Origin of the sequence: Xanthomonas sp. NCPPB 2922, assembly GCF_041520885.1 — a bacterium.
GTDB classification, from domain to species: Bacteria; Pseudomonadota; Gammaproteobacteria; order Xanthomonadales; family Xanthomonadaceae; genus Xanthomonas; species Xanthomonas campestris.
Genome location: NZ_JBGOFY010000035.1, coordinates 1 through 15,174 on the forward strand (window position 1 = coordinate 1; position 15,174 = coordinate 15,174).

12 protein-coding genes and 3 pseudogenes are annotated in these 15,174 nt (G+C 60.3%); 8 read left to right on the forward strand and 7 right to left on the reverse strand.

Translation table 11 applies throughout. The features are described from left to right. Nucleotides 1–2 precede the first annotated feature (2 nt). A complete protein-coding gene (locus ACD584_RS21120; protein ID WP_081340695.1) occupies nucleotides 3–239 on the forward strand; it encodes a hypothetical protein in 237 nt (78 codons plus the stop codon). 22 nt (nucleotides 240–261) lie between these two features. Here the strand turns inward: ACD584_RS21120 and ACD584_RS21125 are convergent, their stop codons facing one another. The 3 genes and pseudogenes from ACD584_RS21125 to ACD584_RS21135 all read right to left on the reverse strand — a co-directional run. Continuing rightward, nucleotides 262–495 carry a hypothetical protein gene (locus ACD584_RS21125; protein WP_139328340.1) on the reverse strand — a complete coding sequence of 78 codons (234 nt, stop codon included), beginning with the start codon at nucleotides 493–495 and terminating at the stop codon, nucleotides 262–264. Nucleotides 496–506: 11 nt separating this feature from the next. Continuing rightward, the gene (locus tag ACD584_RS21130; RefSeq protein WP_076037674.1) at nucleotides 507–1,370 is read right to left on the reverse strand and encodes a hypothetical protein; all 864 of its coding nucleotides are present in this window, start codon (nucleotides 1,368–1,370) and stop codon (nucleotides 507–509) included. 237 nt (nucleotides 1,371–1,607) lie between these two features. Next, nucleotides 1,608–1,943 (reverse strand): annotated as a pseudogene (locus tag ACD584_RS21135) (hypothetical protein); the annotation flags it as partial. 432 nt (nucleotides 1,944–2,375) lie between these two features. Here ACD584_RS21135 and ACD584_RS21140 point away from each other — a divergent pair. Continuing rightward, nucleotides 2,376–3,032, forward strand: a complete 657-nt coding sequence (locus ACD584_RS21140; protein WP_217694201.1) for a type III effector — start codon at nucleotides 2,376–2,378, stop codon at nucleotides 3,030–3,032. Between the two features lie 152 nt (nucleotides 3,033–3,184). Here ACD584_RS21140 and ACD584_RS21145 read toward each other — a convergent pair. Further along, nucleotides 3,185–3,442 (reverse strand): annotated as a pseudogene (locus ACD584_RS21145) (helix-turn-helix domain-containing protein); the annotation flags it as partial. A gap of 247 nt (nucleotides 3,443–3,689) precedes the next feature. On the opposite strand from ACD584_RS21145, the pseudogene ACD584_RS21150 reads away from it, so the two are divergent. Beyond that, nucleotides 3,690–3,934: pseudogene (locus ACD584_RS21150) on the forward strand (integrase core domain-containing protein); the annotation flags it as partial. Between the two features lie 181 nt (nucleotides 3,935–4,115). Here the strand turns inward: ACD584_RS21150 and ACD584_RS21155 are convergent. The 3 genes from ACD584_RS21155 to ACD584_RS21165 all read right to left on the reverse strand — a co-directional run bounded on the left by ACD584_RS21155 (nucleotide 4,116) and on the right by ACD584_RS21165 (nucleotide 7,322). Next, entirely contained in the window at nucleotides 4,116–4,616 is a 501-nt protein-coding gene (locus ACD584_RS21155) for a hypothetical protein (RefSeq protein ID WP_076037672.1), read from the reverse strand. Nucleotides 4,617–5,135: 519 nt separating this feature from the next. Further along, nucleotides 5,136–5,870 (reverse strand): hypothetical protein, encoded by a 735-nt coding sequence (locus ACD584_RS21160; RefSeq protein ID WP_168957633.1) that lies wholly within the window; start codon nucleotides 5,868–5,870, stop codon nucleotides 5,136–5,138. A 396-nt stretch (nucleotides 5,871–6,266) separates the two neighbouring features. Continuing rightward, nucleotides 6,267–7,322: a DNA-binding protein gene (locus ACD584_RS21165; RefSeq protein ID WP_076035671.1), complete on the reverse strand. Its 1,056-nt coding sequence runs from the start codon at nucleotides 7,320–7,322 to the stop codon at nucleotides 6,267–6,269. A 270-nt stretch (nucleotides 7,323–7,592) separates the two neighbouring features. Here ACD584_RS21165 and ACD584_RS21170 point away from each other — a divergent pair, with 270 nt between their 5' ends. The 5 genes from ACD584_RS21170 to ACD584_RS21190 all read left to right on the forward strand — a co-directional run bounded on the left by ACD584_RS21170 (nucleotide 7,593) and on the right by ACD584_RS21190 (nucleotide 15,163). Continuing rightward, the gene (locus ACD584_RS21170; protein ID WP_076035670.1) at nucleotides 7,593–9,173 is read left to right on the forward strand and encodes an ATP-dependent endonuclease; all 1,581 of its coding nucleotides are present in this window, start codon (nucleotides 7,593–7,595) and stop codon (nucleotides 9,171–9,173) included. Next, a complete protein-coding gene (locus tag ACD584_RS21175) occupies nucleotides 9,151–10,248 on the forward strand; it encodes a UvrD-helicase domain-containing protein (protein ID WP_076035669.1) in 1,098 nt (365 codons plus the stop codon). The genes ACD584_RS21170 and ACD584_RS21175 overlap by 23 nt, the downstream gene beginning before the upstream one ends. A 216-nt stretch (nucleotides 10,249–10,464) precedes the next feature. After that, nucleotides 10,465–10,878: a helix-turn-helix domain-containing protein gene (locus ACD584_RS21180; protein ID WP_076035667.1), complete on the forward strand. Its 414-nt coding sequence runs from the start codon at nucleotides 10,465–10,467 to the stop codon at nucleotides 10,876–10,878. Further along, nucleotides 10,875–12,146, forward strand: coding sequence for a site-specific integrase (locus ACD584_RS21185; protein ID WP_076035666.1), 1,272 nt, complete (start codon nucleotides 10,875–10,877; stop codon nucleotides 12,144–12,146). Before ACD584_RS21180 ends, ACD584_RS21185 begins: the two co-directional genes overlap by 4 nt. 23 nt (nucleotides 12,147–12,169) lie before the next feature. Further along, on the forward strand, nucleotides 12,170–15,163 hold the full coding sequence (locus tag ACD584_RS21190; RefSeq protein ID WP_076035665.1) for a Tn3 family transposase: 2,994 nt from the start codon (nucleotides 12,170–12,172) through the stop codon (nucleotides 15,161–15,163). Nucleotides 15,164–15,174: the final 11 nt, after the last annotated feature.

Consider the following 15,174-nt stretch of genomic DNA (forward strand, 5'->3'; position numbering starts at 1 on the left):
ACGTGTGCTTGGCTGGCGTGTTCATCCAGCGCGGATTCTGGCAATTTGCACGCTGTCCGAACTGCGAGGGCGCAGACCCGTTTTGCACAGATTGCGGCGGCCGGGCCTACGTTGCGACACCGCGCGAGGACATCGATATGAGCGAGCTAGAAAGCGCATGGGCGGCAGCGGTGGCGCGCCACAGTGCATTCGGGGAAGAGTTGCCCGCGCCGATTGCAGACCTGAAACGCTTTCTCTGACGCCGGCACGGTTTGGCTGCTCTTAGGTGCCATTCGTGATCAGGTCGATTCCTTCCTCAATTCCGTCTGCTACGGCATTCCCGGCCATATCACCACGGCTGCGCATAGAAGCTGTCAGCGTGGCGGCATGTTCTCTTATCAGTGTTATTAGCAGAGTGGAGTCATCAGATGCCATCGTCAGTACCCTGAGGGTTGTTTCTATCGCCGAGATGCGCCCAAGAAGTTCCAAATGTGCCCTGTGTTCAGCGTCGTTCAATCTGTCTGCTCCTAAGCGGTGAGGTTTGTGACGTGCAAGCACGCGGCGATTGCCGCATCCCTGGTTGCCTCATAGGCAACCAGATCGCAGCGGTCAGGGTGAAGCAGCTGCATCAACTTCTCGTAGGCTGCTAAGCGCTGGACATCGGTCAGCGCGGACAGCCTGGCCGCAAGATCGAGCAAATCCACGGTGGGCGCGAAGAGATCGCAAGGATCGGCGTTTCTCTGTCGTTGTTGCGCCGTCCGTTGGGCGGCGCGGTCGGCAGCAACGTTTGCCAGTCGATCCACGTCAGTGGTCCATGGGCCGTGCGGCACGTAATCGAGCTGCGCATCCTCAGTCATGGCTTGCAGGTAGTCGTAGTCCGCCTCGTTGCACGCGTCGTTGAGCATTTCTGCAAGCGCAGCCCATTCGTCCAGGGTGAACTCTGGCATGTGCCGCAGGATCAATTCGCGATAGGAACTCAGGATTTGGGACAGCCGCGCGTGCGCAAAGTGATGCCCCTGGAACAGGGCCGCATCGCCGCCCACCAGCGTGACGTTGAGCGCATAGGTGTCGTGCGGATCTTCCAGCGCTGTGCATGCATCTGCGCTGCTGTCCTGGTCGGGCGCCGCCGGCGCATCGATGCGGGCGACTGGCGCCCGCATTGCCTCGTCCGACGGTGGCCCGTAACCAGTGGTCACGGGCGCAATCAGGGCATGCAGGCGCTGCCATGCACCGACGTACTCGGGTTCCATATCCTCGCCCCTGAAGTCGGCCAGCAGCACGTGTTTCAGATCTGCGCTGAAGGTGCGCAGCTGCGCTTCGTGCTGCGCCACCAGGCCGGCGAGAAGATCGCGCTCGGCGGTCACCTGGCCAAGCGCTTCGCGGTCGCTCATGTCAGCGAACAACATGCTCAATATCTTGGGAAGAAACACGTCATCGCGTGCCATCATTTTAGCGGCTTGTTGTGCGTAGAACGGATGGGTTAGAAATGCCCACGACTCATCTCGCATTACGAATGGTTGTCGGGCCACTGGAACAAGAGAGCGGTTGGAAGGGATCGTCATAGTGCAGCCTTGGTTAGGACCTACGGACATCGGCCGTGTGGGGCGTCGGTGGAGTCGTGCAAAGCATCATGCGCCGGCACCAGCGGTGCGGGCGGTCTTGCGGGTGCGCGGCAGGCCGGGCAATTTCAGCTGCGCCCGATCGCTGGGCAGGATCTTGGCGGCGGTGGCCACCGTCGCCGCGCCGGCCGGCTTCCTGGCCGGCGTGCGCTTGGCGGGTTTGCCTTCGCGCTGGAGCTTGGCCAACGCCTTCAACGCGGCCGGGCGACCGCGCCGGTAGACCTTGGGGGCACGCACGTAGTTGGCCGGCAACACCTCGAACACTGTCACCCCGAGCGCCAGCAGCTGGGTGGCGGCGGTGTCGAGCGAGGCAAACACGCGTGGCTCGCCACGCTGGCCGGTCATTCGCTGCGGTCTTCGCCCGCCCGCCGCAGCTTTGGGAGACGCCGTTTTTCCTGACAGGCTGGCTTCCCATTGCCGGCGTGATGTTTTACGGCGGCATTGCCGCGTGTCGGTCTGCCCCGAGGGCGGGAGCCGACGACACGCGGCCACCAGCTCCGCCCGTGGCACGTTTCCTGCACCTGCAACTAATGGGCCTGGTCGTCGGCGGCCTCACTGGTGCGGCAATCTTAATTGTCGCTATCGGCGGATCACTTGCACTGCTGGCGCTGTCCGCGTCAATGCTTCGCCGTCTCAACCATGACTTCGGTCAACCAACGACATATTAGAGAGATCTTCTGCAAAATTGAATGATGATGGAAGTCAAGGTTTTCGAATTGCAGAAAATATTTGAAATGTTAGCGCAGCAATCGAAATTAAAAATTTATTCGACCTCAAGTGAAAGGTGTCTTTATGGGTAATATTTGTTTTAATTCTGGCTCCCACTATGTGCAAAGCCCGACAGATAGCCCTCGAAATGTCTCTGGTTCGTCAACACCAGCATACAGCGCAGGTGGTCAAGTTCTAAGCGAAGATTCTCTCACGCGTGCTGCATCAGAAGTATATCACGACAGTCGGCTCTGGCACGGCACTTCAGGAAGCTATTTGGAAGGACGCAGAGCTAAGGGATTTCAGCGGAAGCGTTCAGGTGCTACAGACGCCACTCTCCGAGCCGGCTACGAATTATCCCAATCTGCCGTGGAAAATGCTAAAAAGCACCATTATTTTACTAGTTATCCGGTAACTGCAAAAAAATATGCTCGTCGGACAGATCCAGATAATCCCGTTCTCGTTAGAACTATAGGGATAAAGAACAACTTTCCAATTGAGCTAGATCCCGACAGCAAAGGCCCTGACGGAGAGATTTACAATTATAATTGTAGGACAGCCTCATCCATCCCGTCACAGTTCGTAGTTGGATCAAAACATAGCGAACCAAAAGATGATGCCAAAGTTTTTAAAAAGGAAATGGGTGAAGCGGGCTACAATGTCTCTCTAGAGCAAGCCGGACAATTACTGCGAGAAGTGCAGTCAGATTCTGACGACGACTTCTGAGTTTCAGCAGTGAAGGCGGGTCTGAGGGCCGGCAGGGATTCGTATAATAAACCTCTCACTGTCAGTGAGTTAGCTCACTTTTGGCTGTTTTTTACACGAATCCCTGCCGACCCTCATCCTGCCTTACTTCTCGGCAAGTCCTGCTGCAGCAGTCAACTCCCGTGTCCTTGCGCGCAGTGAGCGGCCCACACACGCTTGACGGTGGTGACGCTCGCGCCTGCCAGGCGTGCAGTGTTGGCGATGGTCTCTCCACGGCCGCGCAATGCGACGATGCGAGCATGTACGGCCGCATCGGCCGGGCGGCCACGGTACTTGTCTCTGGCCTTCGCCAGTTCAATGCCCTGCCGCTGACGCTCGCGGCGGTCCTCGTAGTCGTCGCGAGCGATCTGCAGGGCGATGCGCAACAACATGAGGTTCGGCAGGGAATCATTACGTGCGGGGCCGAAATCTCTCTAAACTATTGAATCTAAAGGTCGATCTTTCCGTTTCGGTGTCGGGCTCCCCTGGCGACTGGTGACACGACTGTTGGGTTTAACCCGAGTAAGGGTTCGGCCGACATACGTGCAAAAGTGGCTCACAAGATTGGATTTCGTCCATTTCATCAGTGGGTTAGCGGATTTTTTGGGGGGCATTTTTGCACGTATGTCGGCTGAACCCCGTATTGCCATCAGCATGGACGGCAAGGGCTGCTGGCGCGACAACGTATTCATCGAGCGGCTGTGGAAGTCGGTCAAATACGAGGAGGTCTACCTGCGCGCCTACGACAGCGTCAGCCACGCGAAGGCATCGATCGGCCGTTACCTGAGCTTCTATAACCAGCGCAGGCACACACCGCGCTTGATCGGCTGACCCCCGATCAGGTCTACTTCAACCAGATGCTGTCCTTGCCCAAGGCAGCTTGAACCCGCAGGCGATCCACTTATCCAGCACGGCTACGCTGTTTAAATGAATGGAGCCACCTCTCTGCACCTCTCCAGCAAGACGCCCTGATGGCTGCCGTGCGCACTCAATTGCTGGACCAGAAGCGCTGAATGAACCGTCCAACTTCTGGGGGTCATTTCAATCCCGGGCGGTTCACTACCGTTATTCTTCAGACCGAGAATAGTTGTTAAGATGTACATCGGTATGACCGCTTGAAAGCGCTGTTGCGTAGTAATCCTCAAATGATCGGTATGCTGGCACGATTCCGCCGCCGTAGTCGTATGCGGCGTACCACATCAACGGATTTCCGTAGCCTAGTGATTCGATGACAGGTTGAGCCTCGGTAAAATATTTGACCATGTCTTCGATAGTTCCATACTCTACTCTTTCGGCGTTATAAGCCGCTCGCCGCTGACCTATTCGCCCCTGCTGGAAACCGGATCTGATCTCCGCAATTTCATTGGCCCGGCTCAGGTTGGAGAGTTCAACCAATAATATATTGAGAGATTGATAGTGACTCCCTTGAACGTTGCTGGCTGTTGTCTCTGTCAAGGCAATAGTCCGAGTTCCCGGTCGTGTTGCGGCATGCCCAAAGGACTGGCCGATCTCACTGTCTGGCACGATCCTTATCGTGACACCACCTTCGCCTGCAACTGCGTTCATTCTTTTCCTGAACGTGCTTGATGCCTTGTAAATTTCTCCTGCCATCGTCAGCAAATGGTCGATGCGCGGATCTTCGTGAGGATTTCTTACTTGCGCAATAACATTGCGCCAGCTGGCTCCGTGAACGTTTGAGTTCCGTTGCAACGAAGATCTACGCTGCAGGCCATCTAGTGCTCCACTTGATGCCTGATTCTCACCTCGAGCACGCGTCGGAGTAGAAGCATTGGACGTATTTTCACTTGAGGCAGGTGAATTTGACGGTCTGCCTTGTGTTGATATGCAAATGCCCATTGCCTATTTCACCTAACTTTTAATTATACTACACTCGATGTTAGCTAAGAACTTTCACGGATTCCTGCCACACCTCTCGTACGTCATGCTTTCCGGAGACCGGGTAGCTTTGTGCCACGGGTGTCTCTATGGATGATCTCAAGTTGGATATCAGAGGTGTTAGCCAACAGGTCATCCAGGATGTAGATGCCCTTATGTACGCTGACCCAGCATCGAGGATGCAAGAGATCACATATTTCGTTTTGCGTACTGTTGCTCATACCAACCCAAATGACCAGTAGCCAACGAATTTGCCACTGCCTCGTCCTCCGACCGGGTGCTAGGCTCGATGTGTCCTTGGGCTGTAACCATGCAATGCCATGCGTAGGGGTTGTCGAGACCAACCCGACGCAGCGTTTCGTGCGCTTCCATATAATAAGCCTGAACGTTGCGGGTGGAATTGTATTCAACTCTTTCAATGCTTTCCGCGAGTTCGCGGGGGGAAAGCTGGGCGATGGCTGCATTGCGCTCGCATTCTTTGAATGCGAGGTCTAGCGAAGCGTTGCTCAATTCAAAGGCAAGAACGCCCATTGCAGTGGTGGGGTCGCGCGCCATCATCTCTCCCAACACCACCTCCCTCTGTTGCGGATTGAAGTGCGCTGTGGCTACTTCGGGATCAATGCGAATCCCTACCATGCCTTCCTTCTGGATAGTCGCCATGGTCTGACGGAACGTTGGAGAATCCGCGAATATCAGGAAAAGATGCGTGATAGCCTGCGCTAGCCGCGGGTCCTTCCCGTCGTGCTGCAAGGTGGTGGTGGTGAGGTTCGCCCACTCTTGCGCCCGCTTTTGGAGTGCTTGATGGTGCGAAGAAGCTGTGCCAGTGGGATAAGGGTTCCAGGCGGGAGGAGCCCACATATCGGCAGGAGCGATCGGATACTCGCCGGTCGATACGCCCTGCCACTCATGGGCTGAGTCATGCAAGTTGCCCTGGTATTCTGACCAACCGCTAAAACCTTCCTGGCCGGACCATCCTGCCCCTTGCCGACTGGGTGAGCCCTGCGGTTCAGGAGAAGCCGCGCGACGCGGCGGGGAAGGCAAAGCGTCGCGCAGTGCATTGGTCGAGGAGGAAGACGAGTCCCTGCGCGATGGCGACGACGACTCGGATGGCGTGGCCTGCTCTGTAGTACGGGTTGTATAACGCGCAGGTGACCCTGCCACGCTCGGCTTTGAATTGCATAAACCCATGTCGATCTCCTGCAGTGACTGTAGAAGCAAGTTTGGCGGGGAGCGCTCCGCTTCGCTTCGCCTCACCGAAGGCATGGTTGGGACGGCGAAGCATTGACGCGGGGGATTCCCGAGCCTTCGCCAAGCGGCTGATCATCTGCCTGCCGGCATTGCACCGGCTGAGATGGCGTTTTCGGGTTCGCCAACGGAGTGCACTGGCCGCAGCCGCGCCAGGAGTTGTTCCAACGTGCTCAGGCGCACCGTGGCCCGCAAGGTGTCCGCCTCGGCGTGTTCCCGGCGCTGGCGCTCTTCGACCAGCTCGGCCCGCGCCGCAGCCAGTTCGGCGCGCACGCATTCCAGCGCTTGGACATCTTGGGTCCAGCGCACCTGCAGGGCTTGGTGCTCGGCGGCCGTCAGGCGCAGCGCGTCGCGCTCGCGTTGCTGGGCATCGGTCCGCTGGCGTGCCTGCGCCAGTTCCCGCTCCAGGCGGGTATGGCGTTCCAGCCACTGGCCATTGTCGCGGTTGAGCTGCATCAGATCGTGGTTCTTGGCGGTCAAGGCCTCGTTGGCCCGCCGCAGGGCGACCTGCAACTCCTGCACTTGATGCGCGTGCCGGCGCTGCTCCTGCTCGCGCTGGTCTCGGACGGAGGTCCGGTAGTGCTCAAGGGCTTCCCTGGCATGCTCGTGCTTCTGCTCCAGCGACTGGGCATGACGTTCGTGCTCCGCCAATCGCGCCGTGAGGCCTGCGATCCGCTCAGCCAGTTGGGCCAGTTCGGTGGTGCGGCTGGCCACCTCGCCCCTGGCGGCGTCGCCCGCCTCGCGTTCGGCCTGCAGTGCTATCTCTGTGCGTTGCAGTTGCGTCCTGAGTGAGTCAGCCTCGTGACAGGCCTGCTCCAGCGCTTGGGTGCGCTCCTGCAACTGCGCCTGGAAACGCGCCTGCGCCTGCGCCACGACCGTGTCGGCCTCGGCGTGCAACCGCTCGGCCAGGCGGCTGACCAGATCCTGCAGCGCGTCGCCGATGGCGACCTTGGCGCCGGGGCGCTGCCCGTCCTCGTCGTCCAACTCCCTCAGATAACGGTGGATGGTGGTCTTGGCCCCCGTGTTGCCGAGCGCCACCCGCACCGCGTCCACGGACGGGTGCGTGCCCGTGGCGCGCAGGCGATCGCGGGCGCGTTGCACATCGCTTTTGTACAGCCCGGACCTTGCCATCCGTCACTCCACGTATTTCGTAACGTATTACATACCATGTAATTACGTACCATTCAACGCGTTAGAAGGACCAGCTGCGGGCCGTGATCTTACGCGGGATAATATGGAATTATCCCGCGTGAGACGGATTCTGCGCCTTTCCAGCCGTCCAAACAGTACGAAACCGCCCAAAGCCGACGATGGCTGGGCAGTATGGCCCAGAGCGGAAAGGACGCCAGTCGGGTATGGGCAGGTCCGCCGCCGAGCTCGTTGGCCATCAAAGGACTGTGCATGCCGATCGAACGCATCGTCATCGACAACTTCAAGTCGTTTAGCCATCTGGACCTTCCCCTCAACGCCCACATGAACTTGGTGGTGGGCGACAACGAGGTTGGCAAGTCCACCCTGCTGGAGGCCATCCACGCGGTGGTCACCGGCCAGCTGCATGGGCGCAATCTCGCCTACGAGCTCACGCCTTACCTGTTCCATCAGCCGACGGTGCAGGAGTATTCGGCGGCGCTTGCAGCAGGCACGCCAGCCTCGCCGCCACGGATCTCTATCGAAGCGTACCTGGGAGGCGACGCCGCGCTGGCGTCGCTGCGAGGCACCAACAACTCGCTGCGTCTGGCTACCGCCGGCATCCGGCTGCTGGTCGAGCTCAACGACGACTACCGCGAGGAGTTCAACGCCTACCTGCAACAGCACCAGGGCGCGGCCAGCCTGCCGGTGGAGTACTACACGGTGCGCTGGTATTCCTTCGCCAACAATGGCGTCACCGCCCGCAGTATTCCGTTCGACTCGACCATCATCGACACGCACGGCATCAAGACCTTGTCCGGTGCTGATCGCTATATCGCCGGCATCATCGAGCAGGCATTGACGCCTGCGCAACGTGTCTCGCTGTCGCTGAGCTTCCGCCGCATGCGGCAGAGTTTTTCCGAAGAAGCGGACGTGGCGGCAATCAATGCGTACCTCACCGAGCACACCGGGGACATCAGCCACCGGGCGCTGACGGTGGGTGTGGACACATCGCCGCGCTCAACGTGGGAAACCAGCTTGTCACCTTACATGGATGAGCTCCCGTTCACCCAGGCCGGCAAGGGCGAGCAAAGCGCGGTGAAGATGAAGCTGGCGATGCACGCGGCCGGCGCGGCCCACGTGCTTCTGATCGAGGAGCCGGAGAACCATCTGTCCTATTCCAGCATGACCCAGCTGATCGACAAGATTGCGGCCCTCTCCACCGCACAGCAGGTAATCATCGCCACCCATAGCAGCTTTGTGTTGAACAAGCTGGGCGTGGACAACGTCATCCTGTTCAGTGCGCAGGGCCAGATGAAGCTGGACCAGCTGCCGAGCGATACGCACGACTATTTCATGAAGCTGCCTGGTCACGACACGCTGCGGCTGATACTGGCCAAACAGGCGATCCTGGTGGAAGGGCCATCTGATGAGCTGATTGTGCAGCGTGCTTACAGCGACCACCACGGTGTGGCGCCGATGGCCCATGGCGTGGACATCATCTCGGTAAAATCGCTGGCATTCAAACGCTTCTTGCAGATTGCGGATCGGCTGAAAATTCAGGCCAAGGTGATCACCGACAACGATGGCGACATCGCCGTTGTGCAGGAACGCTATGCCGAGCACCTCACCGCGATCTACTACGATTCCGACGAAAGTGCACCATCGCTGGAAGAGCAGCTGATCAAAGCCAATTCGTTGGCTGAGCTCAACACCGTGCTGGGCAAGACCTTCGCCGATGAGGTGGCGTTGCTCAAGTACATGAAAGGTCACAAGACCGATACGGCCCTGGCGATCTTCAACAGCCGGCACTCGATCAGGTTCCCGGACTATGTCCAGCGTGCCATCACCTAACCGGGTCCTGCTCTCAGCGGCCGGCTCGGGCAAGACCACGTTGCTGGTTCGGCAGGCCTTGGAGCGGCCTGGGCGCCGCATCGCGATTGTTACCTACACGCTGGAGAACCTTGAAGAGATCCGGCGCTCGTTTGAGGTTCACGCGGGCGCGGTCCCCGCGCATGTCACCTTGCACAGCTGGTATGGCTTTCTGCTGCGCGAGTGCATTCGTCCGTACCAAGCTGCGCTTTGCCCTGAGCCTCGCATCGAGACGATCCTGTTCGTAGAAGGTTTAACCAACAACCGGGCCCCACGCACCCAGGTCGCGCGACACTATCTGGCGGGTAACCGGATGTACTCCGATCGGGCGGCAGACTTCGCTGTGCGCTGCGATGAGCTGACCCAAGGTCAGGTCATGGCACGTTTGGCGGCCATGTATGACGAGCTCTACATCGACGAGGTCCAGGACCTGGCTGGCTACGATCTGGACCTGGTCGAGCGGCTGTTGAAGAGCGATATCGACATCACGTTGGTAGGCGATACGCGCCAGGCGACGTACGCCACCAACTATGCGCAAAGGCACAGTCAATACCGTGGGCCGAATCTGGCGGCGTTGTTCCAAATCTGGGAGTCGGACGGCTTATGCCAACTCGACCACCGGCTCATCAGTCTGCGCTGCATCCAGGCCCTGTGCGATATGGCCGACACGCTTTATCCACAGATGCCCCGGACCGAATCAGGCAATGGCGCGCTCACAGGGCACGATGGCATCTACCTCGTCGCTCCCGGCGACGTTGCTGCGTACATGCAAGAGTTTGCCCCCACAGTGCTCCGGCATGACCGGCGGCATGCCTGCGACGGACTTCCTGCGGTGAACTTCGGGCAGTGCAAGGGCCGCACCTACGGTCGGGTCCTCATCTTTCCGAACGGGCCGTTGACGCAGTACCTACGCACGGCAGATGCGGCGCGCATCACCGCGCCACCGAAGTACTACGTGGCCTTCACTCGGGCGCGGCAAAGCGTGGCGTTCGTGTATGCCGGTGCGTGCGTGTTGCCAGGTCATCAGCTCTATGCGCCGGCCAGCGCGGGCGCATAAAACCGCAGTCAGCGACCACTACTTCTTAAAGTTGCCGCGGTGGGTGGTTGTGGCACCGGGTACGGATCGTTCAAGCACAGCATGACCTGATCCATGCCGAATTGGTCGGCCAGCATCCCGGCGATCTCCAGTCGCGGGAGCCGAGTCAGGGGCGCTGGCGTGGTAGAGTCCGGGAGGGTAAAGTCCGTAGCTCTTACGGAGTTCTGCGCACTACGCATGAAAATCAGTGAGGCCGCCGACGCCAGTGGATGCCACCTGGAGACGATCCGCTATTACGAGCGGATCGGCCTGCTGCCGCGCCCGGGGCGCTCGGGCAATGGCTACCGGGTCTATGGCCCGGCCGACATCGAGCGGCTGCGCTTCATTGCGCGCGGCCGGGACCTGGGCTTCAGCCTGGAGGAGGTCCGCAGCCTGCTGCAGCTGGCCGGCGATGAGGAGCTTTCGTGCGGGGACGTGGATCGGCTGGCACGCAGCCATCTGACCGACGTGCGGGCGCGCATGGCCGACCTGCAGCGCATGGCCAGCGAGCTGGAACGGGTGATTGCCAGTTGCCATGGCGGGCAGCGGGCGGAATGCACGATCCTGTCGACGCTGCGCCAGACGACCTCGGTGGAGGCCACGCGCCAGTGACCGAACTGGACCGCTACCTCGATGCGGCCACGCGTCAGAACACGGTGCGCAGCTATGCGTCGGCGCTGCGGCACTTCGAGGTTGAATGGCAAGGCCACCTCCCAGCGACACCTGACAGCGTAGCCCGGTACCTGGCCGCTTATGCGCAGACCCTGGCCTCCAGCACCCTTCGCCACCGGCTAGCCGCCATTGCCTCCTGGCACCGCGACCACGGTTTTGTCGACCCGACTCGGTCGCCGCTGGTGCGCAAGGTGCTCAAAGGCATCCAGACCCTGCACCCGGGCCAGGTCAAGCAAGCCGCGCCGCTCCAGATTCGGCGGCTCGTCGAGCTCGATGACTGGTTGGCTGCAGCGATCGCTGCGGCACATGCCCGGGGCGACGGAGCGGCGGCGCTGCGCCATCAACGCGACCGAGCGCTGGTGCTGCTCGGATTCTGGCGGGGCTTCCGCGGCGATGAACTGCTGCGTCTGGACGTGGCCCATCTCACGCTGGTGCCGGGACAGGGGATGACCTGTTTCCTGCCGCGCAGCAAGGGCGATCGCCAGGCCGCCGGCGTCACCTACAAGGTGCCGGCGTTGTCGCGGTTGTGCCCGGTGGAGGCGACCCAGGTGTGGCTGCAGGCGGCCGACCTGCAAGAAGGGCCGGTATTTCGGGCGGTCAGCCAATGGGGCCAGGTGAGCGCCGAAGGCCTGCATCCGAACAGCTTGGTGCGCCTGCTGCGCGAGTTGCTGACCAGTGCCGGCTTTGCCGATGCGGGGCTCCACAGCAGCCATTCGTTGCGCCGCGGCTTTGCCAGCTGGGCCAACGACCAAGGCTGGGACATGAAGGCCTTGATGGAGTACGTGGGTTGGCGCGATGTGCAGTCGGCCATGCGTTACCTGGACGGGCGTGACCCGTTTGCCCGGGACCGCATTGAAGCAAGCCTGCCCAGTCCAACCGCGCCGGTACCGGCGATGGCACTGCCGGCGCCCGAGGGCAAATCGGCCCTGCAGCTGCGCCTGCGCATGGTGCTGACCCCGTTTGCCCGCACGGGCCGCGGCGCGGCCAAGGCCCGAGGCCGGATCGAAGAGATCTGCTTGGCCCCGTTCCAGGCTGTGCGCCTGAACACCGCCAGCAGCGAGTACCAGTTGACTGTTCCCACCGATCCCGACCGGGATCTGGATGAAATCCTGGCCACGTTGCTTGATGACATGCACCGCATGGCCGATACGCACCAGTGTTTCCTGGAAGCGTCTCTCAATACAGACGACGGCCGGCACTGGGATTGATCCCCTCCTAACCTCCGGATCCAATGGCTACCCTTCACGAGACCGCCTACCCGCGACTGAAGCCTGATCCCACCGCCAAGGAACTGGAGGAGATCTATACCCCCACCGCCGCTGAGATTGCATTCGCCAAGCAGCTGACCACCCAGCCGGGACCGCAGCTGGCGGTACTGATTCATCTCAAGCTCTTCCAGCGCCTGGGTTACTTCACGGTGTTGGCCGAAGTGCCCGAGCGGATCCGGAAGCACATCGCCAAGGCCGCCCGACTCGGGCGCGTATTGGACACTGACCAGCTCGAACGTTACGACGCTTCCGGTAGCCAGCGCCGGCATATGCCGCAGCTTCGGCAGTTCATTGGGGTACGTCCCCTAGACAAATCAGGCTTGGCCTGGCTGGACACGGTGGCAACCGGAGCAGCCCAGACCAAGCACACCATCCCGGACATCGTGAACGTCCTGCTCGAAGAGCTGGTGCACCACCGCTACGAACTACCAGGCTTCCGCACCTTGGAACTGGCCGCCATCGGTGCCCGCGAGCGGGTCAACCTGGGCTACTACCGCAGTATCAGCCACGCGCTGACGGCTGCCACCCGCACGCTCATTGACGAACTGCTGCGCGCACCGGAAGGGTCCAGGTTCACCGGCTGGCAATCGCTCAAGCGCGAGCCCGGCCGGCCCACCAACAAGGAAGTTCGCTTCTATCTGCAGCACATCCGCATGCTGCAGCAGCTGGCCGACCAGCTGCCTCCCATCGATGTGCCGGTCCCCAAGCTCAAGCAATTCCGTGCAATGGCTCGGGCCTATGACGCAAGCGAACTGGCCGAATTGGCTGAGGACAAGCGCTATGCGCTGGCCACCATCTTCATTCGCGCCCAGCACGCCAAGACGCTGGATGATGCAGCCGAGTTGTTCATCAAGCAGGTGCGCGGGCTGGAGAACACGGCCCAGCAGAAGCTGCTGGCCTACCAGCTCGAACATGCCAAGCGGGCCGACTTCCTCATCGGCCAGCTCAAGGAGATCCTGCAGGCCTATCAGTTCGACGGCAGCGATAGTCAGCGCGTGGATGCCATCGACAACAGCCTGGAAGCGGAAGTGTCGACCTTGCTGGCCGAATGCGAAGAACATATGGCCTACGCCGGGAAGAACTACCTGCCTTTCATGCTGCAACCCTACGGCACGGTCAGGCCGCTGCTGTTCAATGGGCTGGAGCTGATGAACCTGCGGGCGACCAGCCACGATGCCGGCATGGAGCCGCTGATCGCAGCGGTGCTCTCGCTGCGCAACCAGCGCCGTGAGCTGATCGAGGTCGCCTCCCTCTGGTTGGACCCGGAAAAGGACTTTGACTGGATGTCCAAGCTCTGGCGTCAGCACGTGTTCGGCAAGCGGGCAAGTGCAGCAGGCGCCGGCTGGATGCACCGTAAGTACTTCGAGCTGGCCGTGCTGGTGCAGGTCAAGGACGAACTGAAGTCCGGCGATCTCTTCATTCCCAGCAGCGAGCGCTTTGACGATTACCGCGAGCAGCTCGTCGATGAGGCCACCTTGGCCCAGGAGCTGGAAGCCTATGGCCAGGTGTCAGGCCTGCCCACCGACGCCGAGTCTTTCGTGGCGGGATTACGTGCACAATTGACCTCCCTGGCCGACGAGGTCGACGCGCGTTTCCCGGAGAACGTGCATGCGGACATCCTGGATGGGCGCCTGGTGCTGCGGAAGGGGCAACGCGCCGAAGTCTCCAGCGCGATCGCTACCGTGGATCGCCTCATCGCCGAACGGCTTCCAGAATTCAGCATCGTCGATGTCCTGATCGATGCCAGCCAATGGCTGGATCTGCACCGTTTTTTCCGCCCGATCGCGGGTACCGAGAGCCAAGTCGAAGATCTGCCCCGACGTGTGATCACCACGCTATTTTGCTATGGCTGCAACTTGGGGCCGACGCAGACGGCGCGGTCGATCAAGGGCTTCAGCCGGCGACAGGTCGCTTGGCTCAACCTCAAATACGTGACCGAGGATGTGCTTGAGAAGGCCATCGTAGAGGTCATCAATACCTATAACAAATTCGACCTGCCGGGCTATTGGGGCAGCGGGAAGAGCGCCTCAGCAGATGGCACCAAATGGAGCGTTTACGAGGACAACCTGCTGTCGGAGTACCACATCCGTTACGGCGGCTATGGCGGCATCGGCTACTACCACGTGTCTGACAAATACGTGGCGCTGTTCAGCCACTTCATTCCCTGTGGCGTGCACGAGGGCATCTACATCCTCGACGGCCTGTTGGCCAACACTTCCGACATCCAGCCTGAGATCGTCCATGGGGACACGCAGGCCCAAAGCTATCCGGTCTTCGGCTTGGCCCACATGCTGGGTATCCAGCTGATGCCCAGGATCCGAAACATCAAGGATCTGACGTTCTTCCGACCCGAACCGGGCAGGGCCTATAAGAACATCCAGGCGCTCTTCGGGGGCAGCATCGACTGGCAGCTGATCGCCACCCATCTTCATGACATGCTGCGTGTGGTGATCTCCATCCGACTGGGCAAGATCACCGCGTCCTCGATCCTGCGCCGGCTTGGCACCTACAGCCGGAAGAACAAGCTGTACTTTGCTTTTCGGGAGCTGGACAAGGCTGTTAGAACACTGTTCTTGCTGCGCTACATTGATGACAACGAGATTCGCAAAACGATTCATGCCGCGACCAACAAGAGCGAGGAGTACAACGGCTTCGTGAAATGGGTCTTCTTTGGCAGCCAAGGGATCATTGCTGAGAACGTCCAACACGAGCAGCGCAAGATCATCAAGTACAGCCAGCTGGTGGCCAACATGATCATCCTCCACAACGTGGAGGGTATGAGCCGGACGTTGGCTGAGATGCGGAAGGAGGGGGTCGAACTGACGCCCGAGATCCTGGCCGGTCTGTCGCCTTATCGGACCAGTCACATCAATCGCTTTGGCGATTACCACCTGGATCTTGAAAGGGAAGTGGCGCCCTTGAGCTACACGGCCAAGTTCCTCGAACACGCCCCATAGACGGGGAGATC

Coding starts and splice junctions, on each gene's coding strand:
- ACD584_RS21180 (WP_076035667.1), top strand. CDS start 10,465: ATGAAAATCAGTGAGGCCGCCGACGCCAGTGGATGCCACCTGGAGACG.
- ACD584_RS21175 (WP_076035669.1), top strand. CDS start 9,151: ATGTCCAGCGTGCCATCACCTAACCGGGTCCTGCTCTCAGCGGCCGGC.
- ACD584_RS21130 (WP_076037674.1), bottom strand. CDS start 1,370: ATGAGCGACCGCGAAGCGCTTGGCCAGGTGACCGCCGAGCGCGATCTT.
- ACD584_RS21170 (WP_076035670.1), top strand. CDS start 7,593: ATGCCGATCGAACGCATCGTCATCGACAACTTCAAGTCGTTTAGCCAT.
- ACD584_RS21190 (WP_076035665.1), top strand. CDS start 12,170: ATGGCTACCCTTCACGAGACCGCCTACCCGCGACTGAAGCCTGATCCC.
- ACD584_RS21165 (WP_076035671.1), bottom strand. CDS start 7,322: ATGGCAAGGTCCGGGCTGTACAAAAGCGATGTGCAACGCGCCCGCGAT.
- ACD584_RS21155 (WP_076037672.1), bottom strand. CDS start 4,616: ATGAACGCAGTTGCAGGCGAAGGTGGTGTCACGATAAGGATCGTGCCA.